Raw genomic sequence first — 17,341 nt, 5'->3', positions numbered from 1 at the left:
ATCGGGCGCGGGGACGCATGGGGGAACGAACTCCGCCACGGCGGAACGCCGCAGCATGGTGGGCTCGGGCGGACGGACCTCCTTGCAAGGCTGGACGCGAGCGCGTCGAACGAGACGACAAGACCATTCCTACAACGATTTCCTACCAAGAAGCCAGGCCAGACAGAGGACGGATGCACGCTCGGCACGGAACCGATCCGCGACGCGCTTCACCTCGGCGAGCACGTCAGGCGGCAGCGCAAGCCGCTCCTCCACGGCATCCGCCGGCGTACGGGTGGCGAGCAAACGCGCGAGCGTGACGTCCGCGAGCGCGAGCGCCGTGGTCCACGATCGCTCCGCCTGAATCCGCGGCATGGCCACGTCCCATGCCTGCTCCAGCACCCGCGAAACCGTGGTGTTCTTCCGGTTCGCGGTCTTGCGGATGTCGTCGAGGATCTGGCGCGGAATCGGAAAACTCTCGCCCGACGACCACTTCGACGCCTTCGCCGGCTCGGGCGCAGGCTCGGGCTTCGGCGCCTGCGGCAGCGCGCGGCTCGAGAGCACCATCTTGAGCGCGAGCAGATGCCGGCAAGGCCCGGCGCGGAGCCCGCTCTTGTAGAAGTACGAGCACGAGCACTTCGCCTTCTTGATGGCGAGATCCTCGTCGAAGATCGCCTCGCAGCCCGTGCCCTTCGCCTTGCCGACGACCGCGCGCCGGCCGTCCGAAAGCAGCTCGTCGCGATCGATCGTCACCGCGTTGCCCCGGGCCATCGCGCGCCCCTCGACGAGCTCCGGGTGCTCCGGCCCGATGAGCGCCTCGCTCAGCACGGCGGGCATGACCTGCCGGTAGCGATACACGCGATCGGCGTGGTCATAGATGAGCTGCCCACGCTTCGCGAGCTGATGCAGCGCGGGCACGAGGCTCTCCTCGGACGCGCCCGTCGCCGCGGCGATCGCGGGCAAGGTCGCGCGTTGTTCGTTCTGGAGGAACCGATCGGCCTGCACCATCGTGCGCGCATCCGGCTCCCACGCGCCCGCGAGCAGATCGAGCCCCGAGCCGCTCGTCCAATCGTTGGTGGTCCAACCGCTCAGCGCGAGCACGAGCCGCATGTCGCCCATGTGCGCGATCCAGATGCTCGGCAAACCCGATCCGAGCAGCCGCACCTCGACGCGCTCCGTGAGCGGCAGGACGCGGGCGAGCGCGAAAAGCCGCCGCCGGCCCCAGATCTTGACCTCCTCGGAGATCTCGCGCCCCACGGGCGCCGAGCGATACGGGCCGAGCTTGCCGCCCGCGCCATGGCCGCCAATCTCGAGCCCGCCGTCGTACACGGGGCCGCGCGACTGAATCTCGATCCCCCACGGATCGAGGATGATCTTCGGCGCCTTGCCCGGCGTGAGCACGAACCGGATGCTGCGCGGCCCGCTCTTCTCACGATGGCGCTTCAGGTGCGCGAGGATCGCGTACACGACCTCGACGGGCAGATCCACGCGGCGGCTCGGCAAGCACGTCGAGGCCTGGATCTGACCGAATCCACGCAGCCACGAGGGCGGCAGATCGATCTTCTCCTCGCGGTAGTCCGCCATGCCCTCGACCTTCACGTCGAAGCCGGCCGGATCCACGGAGAGGCGCGTCTTCCGGTAGCTCCGTAGCGTCTGGAAGTGCTCGTAGAGCGCGATCGAGTAGTCGACGTTCGTCGTGCCGAGCCCCGCCTCCTGCGAGCCCACGAACGAGTCGCGGTCCACGGACAAACAGCCGTAGCTCGACTCGTCCTTGGAAAAACACTCGAAGAAGACCACGTCCGGCGCGACGGTGACGACCGGGTCACACGGCACGAGGTGGCGGAAGAGCTCGGGATCGTTCCGCGCGAGCTCGTTCGCCCACTTGACGCGCGCGTCCCAGTAGAGGCGATGCATCTTGCGGAAATCAGAATCGAGGTTCGGCGGGATCGGCTCCTTCGCAAGGCGCGCGAGCTCGGCCCGCTTCGCCTGATCGAAGAGCTGCGCCTTGATCTCGGCCTCGCGCTCTTCCTCGGCCTTCTTCCACGCCTGGTACGCGGTCTTGTCCTTCTTGCGGAACTTGAGGTCGCCGACGACCACGTCGTGCAGCGCGCTCATGGCCTCGCGGAAGCGGATCGCGTCCTTGAGCTCCGCGTCGAAGAAGGTCTTCGGCCGCGCGAGGTTCGGGGAAAAACGCACGAGCAGGCTCTGCGCCGCCCCGAGCACAGAGCTCTTGCCCAGATAACGGAGATCGACGTTCACGCCCTCTCCTCCTGGAAGAGCGAGAGCTCCGGCAACTTGCGCCCGATCGCGCTGCGAAGCGCGGGAGCCTGGAAAGCCGCGCGCGAGACGGCCGCGAGCGCCGCACGCCGCTCCGGCGGACGCACGCTGCGCAGCGCATACCCGAAGAGCCCCACGAGCGGCTCGGCCTCGGTGGGGTGCGAAACGATGCGCGCCGCGATCTGCGAGAGCGCCGTGCGCTTCTGCTTCGAACCGCGGTGCACCGCGAGGATCGTCGTCGCCCAGATCCGCTCGAGCGTCGCCGGCCCGAGCGCCTTCTCGCGCTGCACGAGGTGCGCGAGCAAAAACGCGCGCACGTCGTCGTACGGGCTCTCCGCGAGCGCCGACCAGAGCGCCGGATCGTCCTTGAAGCGCACGTCGCGCTCGAAGAGCTGGAGGGCCTCGCGCCGCACGTCGTCGTACCGCGCGTCCACGAGATCCCGGACGTGCGTCATGCGCGTTTCCTTGGAGGTCGAAAGGATCGACACGACCCACTTCGCCGCGGCCTCGCGCACGCGCGGCGCGCGCGCCGAAGCGAGCCGCAGGACCGACTCGATGGTCTTGATCCCGGCCGTCTTCTTGGTCATGGCCCAGTCGAGCCCGAGCTCGGCGACGGGCGCGATCGGCGAGCACGCGAGGTCCACGCACTGATCAAGCGTGAGCCGCGCCGGCGAGACGTGCTTCTTGATGGCTTCACAGAGGAAACCGAGCGCCGTGGGGTTGTCGATCTGGAGCAGCTCCAGCCACTCGGCCACGGAGAGGCTCGAAATGCCCTCGGCCGTGCGCAGGAGATCGGCCGCGAAGACCTGCACTTCCTCGTTCGGGCTCGCGATGAGCGGGCGCAGGCGCGACATCGTCAGCGTGCCGAGCTCGCGCGGGTACCACGCCTTGAGGATCTGCACCGCGAACACGCGCACCGTGCGGCTCTTCGCGGTCGTCACAAGCGCGAGCACGTCCTCGAACGAGCCCTTCCACGCCTCGGGCCAGAGCGGCGCGGGTTCGAGCTCCGCGAGCGAATGGCCCTTCGCCACGCGGATGCCATCGGGGTGCCGATCGAGCACGGGCGAGCCGTGGTAGAGCACGTGGAGCAAGCTCCAGGCGTCGAGCAGACGCTCGGGTTTGTCCAGGTGATCGTCGCGGTAGAGCACGAGCGCCTTGCGGATCGCCTCGCCGTACCGGACGGGATCCTTGCGCCCGATGTCGCGGAAGTAGCGAAGCACGCGACGGCGTAGGTAGTCGCGCGTGGCCTTCGAGAAGTGCGGCGCGCTGTCGTTGCGGCCCCAGAAGCGGGCCGGGTGTTTGCCCGTGCCCACGAGCGTGCGCACCTTCAGCGACTGCCGGCTCGACCAATCGTAGCGCGACTTCTCCACGAGCTTGCGCTCCACGAGCCGGTCGAAGGCGACCATGAAGTGACCGACGAGCTCGTCGTCATGCGCCTTCTCGGCGAGCTTGAAGAGGCTCTTCACGAGCGGCCGATGGTGCGGCCTGTCGCAGCCGTCGGCGATGTACGCGACGAGCGTGCGTCGCGCGAACGGCCGGCTGTCCTTCAACCATCGATCGGCGAGGGATTTGAGCTTCTTGCCGGCCGTGAGCGAGAGGACCTCGTCGACGTAACGGTCGTCGCCCGCCTCCCAGTATTCGTCGAGGAGAAGGTTCGATCCGGTCCGCGTGCGCGCGTTCGCCATGCGAGGGCCGAAACGATAGGCAAGTCGGACGCGCGCGGTCAAGGGGCACGGCCTTCGCGCCGCAACGACCCCCCCAAAGCCCCCGACCATTTCCACCCCCGCTTCCAATCTTCCACCCGAACGGTTCGTCCACGATCCGCGTTGAGCGCGCGCGACCGATCCTTTACGGTGTCTTCATGAGAGCGCTTCGATTCTCGCCTGGGACGCTTGCCATTCCCCTCGTCTCGCTCCTCACCGCAGCCGGCTGCGGCAGCGGGGGCGATACCGATCCACTCTTCAACAACCCGACAGGCTCGAGCAGCGGCACGTCGGTGGGCGGCTCGGGCGGCTCCGGCGGCGCCGGGGGTGATGGCGGCGGGAGCGCCGGAGGAATGGGCGGCACGGGTGGGGCCGGTGGAATCGGCGGCTCGGGCGGCGCCGGTGCCGGCGGAAACGGCGGATCGGGCGGCTCCGGCGGCGGCGGTCCGGCGTGCGCGCCCGAGGGGCCGTTCGACGGCGCGCCCGTGGAGGCCCAGGCCGGGCAATGGACGTGGGTGCCGGTCCCCGAGGCGAAATGCCGGGGCGGCAGCTCCACCGGCTTCGGCGTCCGCATCAACCCGGAATCGACGAAGCTCGTCATCTTCCTCGAGGGCGGCGGCGCGTGCTTCAACGGCACCACGTGCAACCTCAACCCGAGCTCCTTCGGGGAGAACAACTTCAACAACTGGAAAAACAACGGCGGCAACAACGGCATCTTCAGCACGTCGAACGCCGCGAACGCCGTCAAGGACTGGAGCTTCGTCTACGTCCCCTATTGCACGGGCGACGTGCACGCCGGCAATGCCCCGGACGCCGACGTGCCGGGCGGCCTCTCCCCGAAGGGCCAGCAGTTCGTCGGGTACGCGAACATCGGCCATTACCTGAAGCGCATCATCCCCACGTTCAAGGGCGTGACCGAGGTCCTGCTCACGGGCGTGAGCGCGGGCGGGTTCGGCGCATTCTACAATTACGATCGCGTGGCGCAGGCATTCTGCCCCACGCCCGTCGCGCTGATCGACGACTCGGGCCCCCCGATGGGCGACACCTACATGTCGCCCTGCCTGCAGCAGCGCTGGCGCGAGCTCTACAACTTCGCGGACACGCTGCCCGCCGACTGCGTCGAATGCACGCTCCCGAACGGCGGCGGCCTCGCCAATGCCTGGAAGCTCCTTGGCCAGAAATACCCCGACGCCTCGCTCGGGCTCGTCTCGTCCGACAAGGACGGCACGATCTCGCAATTCTATGGCTACGGGAAAAACGACTGCCAGAACATCGACGGCCTCTTCCCGTCGTCGCTCAGCGGCGCCGAATACACGGCGGGCCTCGAGGAGATCCGCGAGAGCTTCCTCAAGCAATCGCCCGCGTGGAGCAGCTATTTCGTGAGCGCGACGACCCACACCTACCTCGGCGGCAATGGTTATTACAACACCAACGTGGATGGTACGGCGTTGACCGGCTGGGTAAAGGGCATCGTCGACGGCGCGGATGCCACCCACATCGGCCCGTAACGAAACGGCACACGGAGCAACTTTCCGCTCTTACCGAATTTTCCGGGTGCCAGTGACGGCCCCCTGGACTATGTTCCGCGCATGAACAGCACGCGCACCCATTTCCGCCGCGTCGCGGTCTACTGCGGGTCCTCCGGCGGCGTCGGGACTCATTACCTCGACGCCGCCCGCGCGGCCGGCGCCTACCTCGCCGAGCGCGGCATCGATCTCGTCTACGGCGGCGGTCGCGTCGGCATGATGGGCGCCGTCGCCGAAGGCGCGCTCATGAAAGGCGGCAAGGTTTACGGCGTCATCCCCGAAAAGCTCAAGACCCGCGAGCTCGCGCATGAGGGCCTCACCGAGCTCTTCATCGTCGACAGCATGCACGCCCGCAAGACCATGATGGCCTCGATGGCCGACGCCTTCGTCGCCCTCCCCGGCGGCTGGGGCACGCTCGAAGAGGTCTTCGAGGTCGTGACCTGGTCGCAGCTCAACTATCACAAGAAGCCCGTCGGCCTGCTCAACGTGCGCGGCTACTACGACCACCTCGTCGCATTCCTCGATCACGCGATGGCCGAGGGCTTCATTCGCCCCATTCATCGCCCCCTCTGCGCGTCGGCCGATTCGATGGACGCGCTCCTCGACCGCCTCTCGAAGCTCCAGATCCCCGATATCGGCCGGTGGATCGACAAACCTTGAACCGAGCCCGTCCGATCCCCACACCTCCGCCCCGATGACCGACGAACGAAAGATCCCGGAAGGACGCCTGGGAAGGCTGGCGCGGCTCGCCGCCGTCGGGGCCCGCACGGGCGCGAGCATGCTCCGCGGCACGTCAGCGGCGGACGCGGCCGCGAACAAGGCCGCCGAAATGCTTGGCACGCTCCGCGGGCTCGCCGCGAAAGCCGGTCAGATGGCGAGCTACGTGGACGGCATGGTCCCCGAGGCGCAACGCGAGGCCTACGAGACGGCCATGCGCAAGCTCCGCAATGCGGCGCCGACCTCGTCCCCCGTGGCCATCCGCACCCGGGTCGAGGAGGAGCTCGGGGCGCCGATCGACAAACTCTTCGCCGAATGGGACGAGCAGCCGTTCGCGAGCGCCTCGATCGGCCAGGTGCACCGGGCGCGGCTAGACAACGGCCGCGAGGTCGCCGTCAAGGTGCAGCACCCCGGCATCGAGAAGGCCGTCGAGAGCGATCTCGAAAATGCCGACGTCCTCGGCGGCATGGTCGCGGTGCTCGGGCCGAAGCGCCTGGAGCCCAAGGCCGTGCTCGCCGAGCTCCGGGCGCGCTTCACCGAGGAGCTCGATTACGAGCTCGAAGCCCGGAGGCAGCGGGCGTTCACGGCGCTGCACCAGGGCGACCGGTCGATCCGTATTCCCGAGGTCATCGCCGAGCGATCGAGCAAGCGCGTGCTCACGAGTGAGCTCGTGGCGGGAAAAACCCTGGAAGAGGCCTGCGAGGCGGACCAAGCCATCCGCGAGCGTTATGCGGACACGCTCTGGCGGTTCGTCTTCAAGGGCAACCTCGTCGGCGGCATGTTCAACGCCGACCCGCACCCCGGCAATTACCTCTTCCAGGACGACGGCTCGATCATCTTCCTCGATTTCGGCTGCGTGCAGCCCATCGAGGGCGAGCGCCTCACGCTCGCGCGAAACCTCCACCTCGCGGCGCTCCGCCGGGACGAACCGGCATTCGGCGACATCGCCACGAAGATCCTCCTCACCGAGGGCGGGATCTACGAGCGAATGGCGGTCGCTTACTCGCGCCGCTGCTTCGAGCCGATTTTCGCCTCGCCGTTCCGGATCACGCGGCCCTACGCAGCGAGCCTGGTCGAGGGCATCCGGGAAATGAAGAACGAGGTGCTGTCCAAGAAGGACGGTAACTTCGTGCAGCTCCCGCCCGGCATGCTCTTCATGAACCGGCTCCAGTTCGGCTTTTATTCGGTCCTCGCCCGCCTCGACGTGACGATCGATTACGCGGCCGTGGAGGAGACGTTCCTGCGGGAGGCAGGGCTCGTCTGACGCAAGGGCCGTTGTGAAACGCGCCCGCCGGCTTATACTCCGCCGAGGTCCGTGATGCAGAGGCTCCCCCTTCCCTTCCTCGCGCTCGCCCTTCTCGCACCTGCTTCCTGCGGTTACGAGGAGCCGGACATGCCCTCCCAGGACACGCTCTACGACGAGCCGTGGAGGCCGAACGACTTCTTCCTGCAGGGCTCGGGCGGGCACGTCGTCAACGCGACGATCGGCGAGGGGACGGCGATCGGGCCAGTCGTCAACGTCGGCCTCTACGCCGAGGACGACGGCAAGGTCCTGCGCGGCCTCGTGCTCGGCAAAACGCTGAGCGCCTCCGTCCGCGGCTCCGAGGTCGTTGGGCTTTGGAGCGCCGAGCCGCTCCGGCTCCGCGTGACGCGCATGGAAAAGCGGCAGCACGTCGAGGGCCTGCTCCGCGGCCGCATCACCGATCTCTGGATCGGGCCCGAGGCGATCACGGGGACCGTCGGCCTCTGCGGGTTCGATCTCGCGAGGCGCGGGCACATTTACGAAGGGTCGCTACGTTGTGGAGGTTCGATGGAGCTCGTGAGCGTCCGAATCCCCGAGACGTTCGCGAGCTGGGGCGAGACCGCCTCGGCCGCGATGGTGGCCATGCTCCTGACGGGTTGAGCGCCTGCACATCATTCGTATTCGACGCCTGGGGTAGCCCCCTCGCCCGAAATTCTTTTGTGCGCCCCCCTTCCGGACGCGCGAGGGATGCTTACGTTCCGTAACCCCGGCGAGCATCACCCTCCGCCGCGTCTTTCGCCGGGCTGGACGCGGGCCTGGAGACCACATTGAACAAACTGAGGATCGCGGGCCCCGCGAAGGAGCCCGCACGCAAGCGTCGTCCGCGTACGCCCAAGGGCCCCACGCCCCCGGCGCCGCGCGCGGCTCCGATCCAGGACGCGACCGATCTCTACCTGCGTGGACTCGAAGCAAGCCAGCCGCTCACGCGCGAGGCCGAAGCCGAGCTCGGGCGTCGTATCACCTTTGCCGAGCGCGACGCGCTGTCCGCGCTCGTCCGCTCCCCGGCCAGCATCCACGCGCTTGCCGCGATTGCGGAGGAAATTCGGTCTGGCCAGACGAACCCGCGGGACCTCCTCCTGAACGGCGAGGCCCCGGACGCGGCGGACACCACGAGGCGCCTCGTCGACGCACTCGAACGAGCACACGTGCTCGCCTCTGAATCGGGAAACGACGCTGCATTGCCCGCGGATCTCGCGGATGCGTTCGACACGCTGCGGGTCGACCCGACGCTCGTCGAGCGGCTCGATCAGGCGCTCGCCGCACGCGCGAAGGCCACCTCGGCCGACGAGCAGGCTTGCATCGAGGAGGCGCGTGATCGTTCGGCCAAGGCGCGGGCGCGGGCGGCGCACGAGAAGGGCGAGCTCGTCCGGGCAAACCTGCGCCTCGTGGTCGCGACGGCGCGCCATTATGGAAACCGCGGCGTCCCCCTGCTCGATCTCGTGCAGGAGGGGAACCTCGGCCTCATCCGGGCCGCCGACAAGTTCGACTATGCGCGCGGCTATCGGTTCGGTACCTATGCGGCGTGGTGGATCCGGCAATCGATCGAGCGTGCGCTCCTTTATCAGGGCAAGGACGTTCGCATGCCGGTACACCTCACGGCGAGCCGGCGGCGGGTGCTCGGCGCGGAGCGGGCACTCTCGCAGAAAAACGCGCGATTGCCCTCGCAGGAGGAGATTGCGGAGAGCTCGGGCGTGCCGCTCGACAAGGTCCAGGCGGTCCGCGCGCTCTCGCTCACGCCGGTCAGCCTCGACGCGCCCATGGGCGACGAGGGCGATTTCCGCTTCGGCGACACGCTCGCCAGCGAAACGGACGCGCCCGACGAGGCGCTCGTGCGCAGCCGCATGCGCGAGGCCGCGAGCGCGATGCTGGAGACGCTCACGCCCCGCGAGCGCGAGGTCTTGAAGCTTCGTTATGGCCTGACGGGCGAGGACGACCATACCTTGGAGCAGATCGGCCGCTCGTTCTCGCTGAGCCGCGAGCGAATTCGGCAGATCGAATCGAAGGCGCTGCAGAAGCTCCGCACCTGGTCGGAGGAGCGGGGGCTCGGTTCTTATCTGGAAGGCTTGCGCTGAGGGCCGAGCTCGTCCATCGATGGCGAGGTCCATCGATGGACGCTCGGCCCCCCGCGCGGATGGCTTCTCGGTGGGCTTGATCCGTGGCAAGCTCCCCTTTCGCTTCCCTTCGAGCCCGATGCATACGCCCGACGTTTCCTTTCTTTCGCGCACCTTTCGGATCGGCCCTCATCAGGCGAGGTTCGAGCCGCCTGCGCTCCTCATCATCGAAGTGATGGGTCCCGTCTCGAAGACGGACGCGTCGGCCATCAAGGACCTGCTCCACCAGGTCGGCGACCGGGTAGGCAGCCCCTACGACCTCCTGGCCGAGGTGAGCCGAATGGGGAGCTTCGAGCCGCATGCACGCGCGGTCTTCCGGCAGGTCGAACGCAAGTATCCATTGCGGCGCGTCGCCATTGCCGGCCCGAGCTTCACCACGCGCGCGCTCCTCGAGATGGTCGAGCGCGCCGGTCGCGTGCTCTTTTCTCATTTTTTCGAGTATACGGTCGGATTCTTCGCGAATATTGAGGAGGCGCGCCGCTGGCTCGCCGAGCCGCCGCCGCGCGCTTGAGCGTCAGCCCTTCGAACGCAGACGCACGCCCATGCTGACGATCTTGCGGAACGCGTCCGGCAAAGCGCGCTTCACCCTCCAGAGCCAGCGCGCGTCGGCCATTGGCACCGCATAAAGCTCGTCGCGCTCCACGGCCACGAGCGCCGCGACGACGACCTCCTCGACGGGCCGGCCGCCCGCCATGAGTTCGTCCGCCATCTTGCGAGTCTCCTGATCTGCGAAGCGCCCCGAATTCACGATGTCCGTCTTGAAAAACGTCGGACACAGAACGGTCACGCCCACGCCCGTATCGTCGAGCTCCACGGCCAGGGTCTCCGAAATCGCGATGACGCCCGCTTTCGCGGCGTTGTAGGCGGCCATGCGCGGCGCGCAGAGAAGACCGGCGGCGGAGGCGACATTGAGGATATGGCCGGCCCCCTGCTTTTTCATGCGGGGAACGAAGACGTGGCAGCCGTGGATCACGCCGAAGAGGTCGACCTCGATCGTCCAGCGCCAATCCGTGAGCGAGAGATCTCCGACGAGCCCGCCACTGCTGACGCCGGCGTTGTTGACGAGGAGGTCGACGGGTCCCTCGCAGGCATTCGCGAGCGCCTCCACCTCCTCGATTTTCGTCACGTCGCAGCCGAGCGCCTTCACCCCCGCGGCGCCGCGCGCGAGGGCGAGGCGCGCCGTCTCCTCCGCCGCGCCCGGGTTGATGTCGGAGAGCACGAGCCGCGCGCCGCGCGCCGCGAGCTCGAACGCGAGCGCGCGACCGAAGCCGCCCCCTGCCCCGGTGATGACGCTGCATCCCGATGATCGAAGTCCCATGAAGTTCTCCTCTTCCTCGTCTCCAGGCCCGCATCAAAGCCCGACAAGCGCCGATCCGTCAATGGCACTCACGCCATCGGGACCACTTCGTAAGGCGCGGGATCGAAGCGCCGCGTCTTCAGGCGAAACTCGAAGGTGAAGCCGGGCCAGAGCGTCGTGTTCTTGCCGCTCCGGGTCTGATACCAGCTCACGCATCCGGTCGACCAGACGGTGCGGGGAAAACGCGCCTGGAGCTTGCGGTTCTCCAGGCTTTGCGCCTCGGGACGCACGTCGACGAACTTCCACCGCCGCGCCTGCATGGCCTCGATGCAGCTCATGACGTAGGCCGCCTGCGATTCGATCATGAACACCATGGAGCTATGGCCGAGGCCGACGTTTGGCCCGACGATCAGGAAGAAATTGGGAAACCCCGCGATCGTCGTCCCGCGATAGGCCTCGGGCCCGTCGCGCCACGCGTCGTTCAAATCGCGCCCGCCCCGCCCGCGGATTGCGAACGGCGCCACGGCCTCCGCGGCCTGGAACCCGGTCGCGAGGATGAGCGTATCGACCTCACGAAAAACCCCGTCGCTCGTCCGGACGCCCTCGGCCTCGATCGCCTCGATCGGCTCGGTGACGAGCTCGACGTTCGGCCGGAGCAGCGCCGGGTAATAATCGTTCGAGAGCAGGACGCGCTTGCAGCCCATGGTGTACGCAGGCGTGAGTTTCTCCCGCAAAACCGGATCCGGCACGCTGTTCGCGAGGTACGCCCGCGCGAGCCGCTCGGCGAGCTTCATGATACGCGGCTCGGCGACGAACCCGAGCGCGAAGAGCTCGTGCCACCAGTATTGACGCAGGCGGGCAAGCCGCTGGAGGAGCGGCACGCGGGCGAACCATTCGCGCTCGGCCTCCGAGATCGCGCGATCACGCTTCGGCAGGATCCACGGCGGCGTGCGCTGGAAGAGGTGGAGACGCCCGACCTTCGACGCGATGGCCGGCACGATCTGGATTGCGCTCGCCCCGGTGCCGATGACCGCCACCGTCTTGCCTTCGAGATCCGCGGAATCGTCCCAGCGCGCCGAATGAAAGGTTTTTCCGCCGAACGTGCCGAGGCCCGGGATGTCGGGCAGCGCCGGCCGGTTGAGGCCACCACAAGCCGAGACGAGCACACGCGCCGTCGTCGTGCGACCGTCGCTCGTCTCGACCCGCCAGATCCCTTCCCGCTCGTCGAACGTGGCGCCTCGGACCTCGGTGTTCAGGCGGATGTGGGGGAGCAATCCGTACTTCTGGGCGCAGGATTCGAGGTAGGAAAGGATCTCGGCCTGCGGCGCGAACATGCGTGTCCAGCGCGGGTTCGGCTCGAACGAGAACGAGTAGAGGTGCGATTCGACGTCGCACGCCGCGCCCGGGTAATGGTTGTCGCGCCAGGTGCCGCCGACACGCCCCGCCTGCTCGAAGATCGTGAAGTCGTGGATGCCGGCCTGCTTCAGCCGGATCGCCATGGCGAGGCCCGCAAAGCCGCTGCCGACGATGACGATGGGCGTGACCGAGCCCGAAACGCGCGTGCGCTGCATGGCTGTTGACTCCGGTTCAGTAGTGAAGTCGAAGATACCGGCTGTTGAACCGAAGTCAACAACAAACCGGACGATTGAACATCCCGGGCGGCGGGGGTATAGGCACGCCTCATGAAGAGCCGAGCAAGGCCGAGGCCCGCGGCAGGGCCCCCGGCGGAGGCCGAAAAAGGGCCCGCCGCGCGCGCTCGACTGGAGGTCGACGAGCGACGCGCCCAGCTCCTCGCGCTCGGCCTGTCGATCTTCAGCGAGCGCTCCTACGACGAGGTGTCGATCGACGACATCGCACGCGCCGCCGGGATCTCGAAAGGCCTGCTTTATTATTATTTTCCGACGAAGCGCGATTTTTACGTGGCGGCCCTGCGCGCGGCGTCGACGGAGCTGCTCGACGCGACCCTCGGCACGGCCAAGGACGCCTCGCCCGAAGAGGAAGTCGAGCGGGGCGTGCGGACCTACCTCGCGTACGTGGAGCGACGCGGCGCCGCGTACGTCGCCCTCATGCGGGGCGGAATCGGCTCGGATCCGGAGGTCGCGGCGGTGCTGGAGGAGACCCGCACGATCTTCCTCGGCCGCATCGTCGCGGCCCTGCCCCCCGAGGCCATGGGCCCGCTCGTCCACACGGCGATGCGCGGCTGGATCGGCTTCGTCGAGGCCGCGTCGATCGACTGGGTGGCGCGCAGGTCCGTGCCGATCGAGCAGATCGTCACGCTCGCGAAGGTGCTGCTCTTCGACGCGCTCCGCGCCGCGACAGAGTTTTCCCTGACGAACGAGCCCGCCCCGCCGAAGAAAAAGCGTCCCGCGAAGGCGCGCTGATCAGAGGGAGTTCCACAGGCGTCGCGAGCGGCTCGAGGCTAGGGAGGCCGAGCGAGGCGTACACTGTACGTCGAGCGAGGCCGACCGACGCATCGAGCCGCGCAGCAGCCTGTGGAACTCCCTCTCAGAGCCAGGCCGCCGCGAGCGAGCGTGCGCGGATGTTCTCGGGCACCTCGTGGAGGTAATGCGAGCGCAGCGCCGCGTCCGGGATCTCCGCGGCGCGCGCCTCGATCCGGCCCATGACGTCGCGCAGGGCCCGCGACGCCTCCTCCATCTCGCCCTGCTCGGCGCACGCCTCGGCCATGACGAGCCGCGCCTCGATCTCGACGTACCCGCCGCCGTCCCGGCCGAGCGCCGCGCCGATCTCCCGAGCGAGCGCGCGCGCCTCGGACGCCTTTCGCAAAAGGACGAGGCAACGCACGAGGAGCGTCGTGATCCAGAGCTTGCGCAAAGGGACCCGCGCGCAAAGGGCGAGGGCCGCGCGCGCCTCGCGGGCGGCGTCCTCGTAGGCGCCGCGGTGGAGGAGGATCTGCGCCCGGATGCCGCGCGCCCAGCCGCGATACCCGTCGCTCACGCCCGAGGCCGAAAGCACACGCTCGGCGATGGCCTCCGCCTCGGCCCATTTCGTGTCCTCGCCGAAGCCGACGAGCAGCGCCGCGAGGTGGAGCTCCGATTGCAGGAGGGCAAACGGTCCCCGAATGCGGCGCGCGAGATCGACGGCGGACCGGAGCGCGCGCTCGCCGGCCGCGCGCTCGCCGAGCTCGCCGAGGGCCTGGCCGAGCCGGTTCAGCGCGGTGATGTGGTTTCTGGCATCGCCGATGGATTCGAACGCGGAGACGGCCCTCCGCGTGAGCTCGAGCTGGCGAAACGGGGCGCGCTCGAAGGCGCGGAGCTCGTCGCTCTCCCCGATCGCCAGGGAGCCGACGACGTCGAGGTCGAGCGCAGGCATCGACGCCGCGAGCCGTTCGGCGCGGTCGAGCAAGGCGCGGCAAAGCGCGCGCCGTCCGTACGACGTGAGCAGGGAGGCGGCGAGCGGGGCCCAGAGCAGGTAATCGCGACGCGCGTCGGGCTCGGGCTCGAAGTCGATGAAGCGGCTGCCGATGCGGAGGAAATCGTCCTCTGCGCCCACGACGAGCGACGCCCACGTGCCGTGGAAGAGGAGCAAGCACTCCCAGCGGCTGCCGCGCGCGACGAGCGGCAGCGCCGAGACGCTCGTCCGGTGCGCGGGTTCGAGCTCCGAGCGCCAGCAATGCGCCATCGCGCAGAGCGTCTGCAGGTTGCCGAGGACCTCGCCCGCGGCGCCGCACGCGATCCCGCGCTGCGCGCAGACAAGCGCGCCGGAAAAGTCGTCGCGGTCAAACGACTGGCTGCCCGCGCGGAGGTAATGAACCGCGGCGTTCTCGGGGTCGTGGCCGCGCTGAAAATGTTCGGCGAGGACGAGCGCATCGGGCTCGCCGGCGCGCTTCAGCCACTCCCCGGCGAGCCGATGGCCGAGGTGCCGATCCTGATCGGTGAGCATGGCGTACGCGCCCTCGCGGATGATCGCGTGGCGGAACGCGTACTCCTCCTGCCCGGCGAAACGCGAATGGAGACGCCGCGTGACGAGCTCTCGCGCGCAGAGCTCCGAGAGCGACGCGGCGAGTGGCATGCCGTCGCCGAGCAGCTCGCAGATGCCGCTCTCCCAGAACACCTCGCCGAAGATGCTCGCGGCCCGCAGCAACCGGCGCGATTCGGGCGCGAGCGCGGAGAGGCGCGCCTCGACCATGCCGAGCACCGTATCCGGCAGCTCGCCGCCCCGACCGTCGGCGACCGCGCGGATGAGCTCTTCCAGAAAAAACGCATTTCCCTCGGCGCGCTCGACGAGCGCCGCGCCGCGTTCGGCCGCGACGTCGCCGCCGAGCACGGCCGACACGAGCTCCGTCGCGGCGCGCTTCGGCAAGGGACCGAGCCGGATCTCGTGCACGTTCCGGCCCGACCAGAGGCGCGGGAAGACCTCGTGCACCGCGGGCCGCGCGAACGCGAGCACGACGAACGGCACGTCGGTGACGTCCCGCAGCACGGCGTCGAGGACCTTGAGCGAGGGCGCGTCTCCCCAGTGCAGATCTTCGAGTACCACGAGGATCGGCCGCGTGGCCCCGACCGTCGCCGTGAGCTCGCGGTAGGCCGACTCGATCTGATCGGCCATGAGCTGCGGGTTCTGACGCGCCGCGCGCAGGCGTGGGCTGCCCTCGTCGGGGAACGGCGCGCCCGCGAGCTCGCCGAGGAACTCCATGATCGTGCGTTGCTCCGCCGCGTCCGAGAAGACCGACGTGAGCAGCTCGATCTTGCGGCGCTGCGCCTCGATCGGCTCGCCCGCCGAGATCTGCAGGATCTCGCGCAGCGCGCCCGCGAGCAGCGAGAAGGCCGATCCGGCGCCGATCGCGTCGGGCCGCGCGATCGTGCAAGCGACGCTCGTGTGGCGCTCCTTGATGACCCGCAAGAGCTCCTGCCGCAGGCGCGACTTGCCCATCCCCGGAGGCGCCGTCACCAGCACGGCCGAGGGGCGCCGCTCCTCGAAGCTCTCGGCCACGAGGTCGAGGATGTTCCGGAGCTCGCGCTCGCGGCCCACGAAAGGGCTCGGCCTGCCGAGGAGCGTGCGGCTCTCCTGCCCCGTCCGGCGCTCGCCACGCAGCGCGATCCGTCCCTCCTGCTCGACCAACTCGAAGCGCGCGTCGAGCAGCGCGCGCGTGTTGTCGTCGATCCGAACGGGCGCGCCCTCCTGCTTCTCGGAAAGCGCTTCGTCGAGCAGCGCCGCCGCGCGTTCGAGCGCCTCGCCGACGGGCAAGCGGTTCGTGGACTCGCCGCGCCCCGTCACGAGCACGACGGCCGCCTCGGGCGCCGCGAGCTTGATCCACATGGCGCAACGCGCCGCGTTCGCCGCTTGATCCACCACGCTGCCCTCGCCGAGCAGCACGGCCACGACCGCGCCGGAGGAGAGCTCCAGGGCCCGCGCGCCGAGCGGCGTGACCACGCGCCGCACCGCGGCCACGAGATCCCGCGGCACTTCGCGATCGAGCGGCGGCGCGACCGCCACAATCGAGACGAGCCGCCGCTCCGTGCCCGTCAGCGACGCCCGCGGAGGCTCACCCGTGGAGACGGGCGGCCTCGCGGTCAGGTCGATGCGATCGAGGAGCACGCGCACCGCCGCGCCGTCTTCGGGGCGGCTCTCCGGGTCCTTGGAGAGCAAACGATGAACGAGCGCCGTGAGCGGCTCCGGCGCGTCGGGGCGCAGATCCCGGAGCCGCGCGGGATCCTCGAGCAGGAGCTTCGCGAGCAGGGCCATCGGGTGCGCGCCCTGAAACGCGGGTTTTCCGGCCAAACACTCGTACAGGACACACCCGAGGGCGAACAAGTCCGCCCGCGCGTCGGCGTCGCGGTCGCCGCGCGCCTGCTCCGGCGCCATGTATCCGGGCGTCCCCAGGATCGATCCCGTCCGGGTGAGCGCGCCCGTCACGCCGCTCTGCGCGATGCCGAAATCGACGATCTTCAAACGATCGGCCGAGCCGCCCACGAGAAACAGGTTGCTCGGCTTCACGTCCCGGTGGACGATCCGCCGCGCGTGCGCCGCGCCGAGCGCCTCGGCGACGTGGCGGGCGAGGGACAAACTCTCCTCGATGGAAAGCGCGCCTCGCTCGAGGCGCGCGAGCAGGCTCTCGCCTTCGAGCCATTCCATCGCGAGATAAGGTTCGCCCGAGGAGGCAATGCCATGGGCCACGTAGCGCACGACGTGCGGGTGCTCGAACGTCGAGAGGATACGCGCCTCCTTTAGGAAACGCGTCGCCGACTCTCCCTCGGGATCACGCAAGACCTTGAGCGCGACGGGCATGCCCGTGCTCTGGTCGACGGCGCGCCACACCGTCCCCATCCCTCCGGATCCGGCCCGCGTTCCGAGCACGAACCGTTCGTCGAGCACCTCACCGGATCGCATTTGGATTCAGGATACCCTGGAGAACCGGAGCCCACAAGCATGCTCGCCGGGCGACGAAACGAAGTTTTCTCTTTCGATTC

The 17,341-nt window shown here is 68.9% G+C and carries 12 protein-coding genes; 7 read left to right on the top strand and 5 right to left on the bottom strand.

Annotation, left to right across the window (positions count from 1 at the left end; translation table 11 throughout):
- Positions 1–129 precede the first annotated feature (129 nt).
- Together KEG38_RS35425 and KEG38_RS35420 are read right to left on the bottom strand one after the other, a co-directional pair.
- The gene (locus KEG38_RS35425; RefSeq protein WP_272424772.1) at positions 130–2,238 is read right to left on the bottom strand and encodes an SWIM zinc finger family protein; all 2,109 of its coding nucleotides are present in this window, start codon (positions 2,236–2,238) and stop codon (positions 130–132) included.
- Positions 2,235–3,941, bottom strand: coding sequence for a hypothetical protein (locus KEG38_RS35420; protein WP_272424769.1), 1,707 nt, complete (start codon positions 3,939–3,941; stop codon positions 2,235–2,237). The genes KEG38_RS35425 and KEG38_RS35420 overlap by 4 nt, the downstream gene beginning before the upstream one ends.
- A gap of 176 nt (positions 3,942–4,117) precedes the next feature.
- On the opposite strand from KEG38_RS35420, the gene KEG38_RS35415 reads away from it, so the two are divergent.
- The 6 genes from KEG38_RS35415 (at position 4,118) to KEG38_RS35390 (ending at position 10,127) form a co-directional block, all read left to right on the top strand.
- Positions 4,118–5,467: a pectin acetylesterase-family hydrolase gene (locus tag KEG38_RS35415; RefSeq protein WP_272424767.1), complete on the top strand. Its 1,350-nt coding sequence runs from the start codon at positions 4,118–4,120 to the stop codon at positions 5,465–5,467.
- An 81-nt stretch (positions 5,468–5,548) separates the two neighbouring features.
- Entirely contained in the window at positions 5,549–6,145 is a 597-nt protein-coding gene (locus tag KEG38_RS35410; protein WP_272424766.1) for an LOG family protein, read from the top strand.
- 34 nt (positions 6,146–6,179) lie between these two features.
- Complete coding sequence (locus KEG38_RS35405; RefSeq protein ID WP_272424765.1) at positions 6,180–7,466, top strand: ABC1 kinase family protein; 1,287 nt, start codon at positions 6,180–6,182, stop codon at positions 7,464–7,466.
- A gap of 54 nt (positions 7,467–7,520) precedes the next feature.
- Positions 7,521–8,105, top strand: a complete 585-nt coding sequence (locus KEG38_RS35400) for a hypothetical protein (RefSeq protein ID WP_272424762.1) — start codon at positions 7,521–7,523, stop codon at positions 8,103–8,105.
- Positions 8,106–8,272: 167 nt separating this feature from the next.
- A complete protein-coding gene (locus tag KEG38_RS35395) occupies positions 8,273–9,577 on the top strand; it encodes a sigma-70 family RNA polymerase sigma factor (protein WP_272424761.1) in 1,305 nt (434 codons plus the stop codon).
- Positions 9,578–9,695: 118 nt separating this feature from the next.
- Positions 9,696–10,127, top strand: coding sequence for a SpoIIAA family protein (locus KEG38_RS35390; RefSeq protein ID WP_272424760.1), 432 nt, complete (start codon positions 9,696–9,698; stop codon positions 10,125–10,127).
- A gap of 3 nt (positions 10,128–10,130) precedes the next feature.
- Here KEG38_RS35390 and KEG38_RS35385 read toward each other — a convergent pair whose 3' ends face one another.
- Together KEG38_RS35385 and KEG38_RS35380 are read right to left on the bottom strand one after the other, a co-directional pair.
- The gene (locus tag KEG38_RS35385) at positions 10,131–10,934 is read right to left on the bottom strand and encodes an SDR family NAD(P)-dependent oxidoreductase (protein WP_272424758.1); all 804 of its coding nucleotides are present in this window, start codon (positions 10,932–10,934) and stop codon (positions 10,131–10,133) included.
- Between the two features lie 68 nt (positions 10,935–11,002).
- Complete coding sequence (locus tag KEG38_RS35380; protein ID WP_272424756.1) at positions 11,003–12,484, bottom strand: flavin-containing monooxygenase; 1,482 nt, start codon at positions 12,482–12,484, stop codon at positions 11,003–11,005.
- Between the two features lie 111 nt (positions 12,485–12,595).
- On the opposite strand from KEG38_RS35380, the gene KEG38_RS35375 reads away from it, so the two are divergent.
- Entirely contained in the window at positions 12,596–13,294 is a 699-nt protein-coding gene (locus tag KEG38_RS35375) for a TetR/AcrR family transcriptional regulator (protein WP_272424754.1), read from the top strand.
- A gap of 124 nt (positions 13,295–13,418) precedes the next feature.
- On the opposite strand, the gene KEG38_RS35370 is transcribed toward KEG38_RS35375, so the two are convergent.
- Positions 13,419–17,261, bottom strand: coding sequence for a serine/threonine-protein kinase (locus KEG38_RS35370; RefSeq protein WP_272424752.1), 3,843 nt, complete (start codon positions 17,259–17,261; stop codon positions 13,419–13,421).
- Positions 17,262–17,341 lie beyond the last annotated feature (80 nt).

It is taken from the genome of Polyangium jinanense (assembly GCF_028435265.1).
Lineage (GTDB): Bacteria > Myxococcota_A > Polyangia > Polyangiales > Polyangiaceae > Polyangium > Polyangium jinanense.
This window is presented reverse-complemented; position numbering and strand designations above follow the sequence as displayed.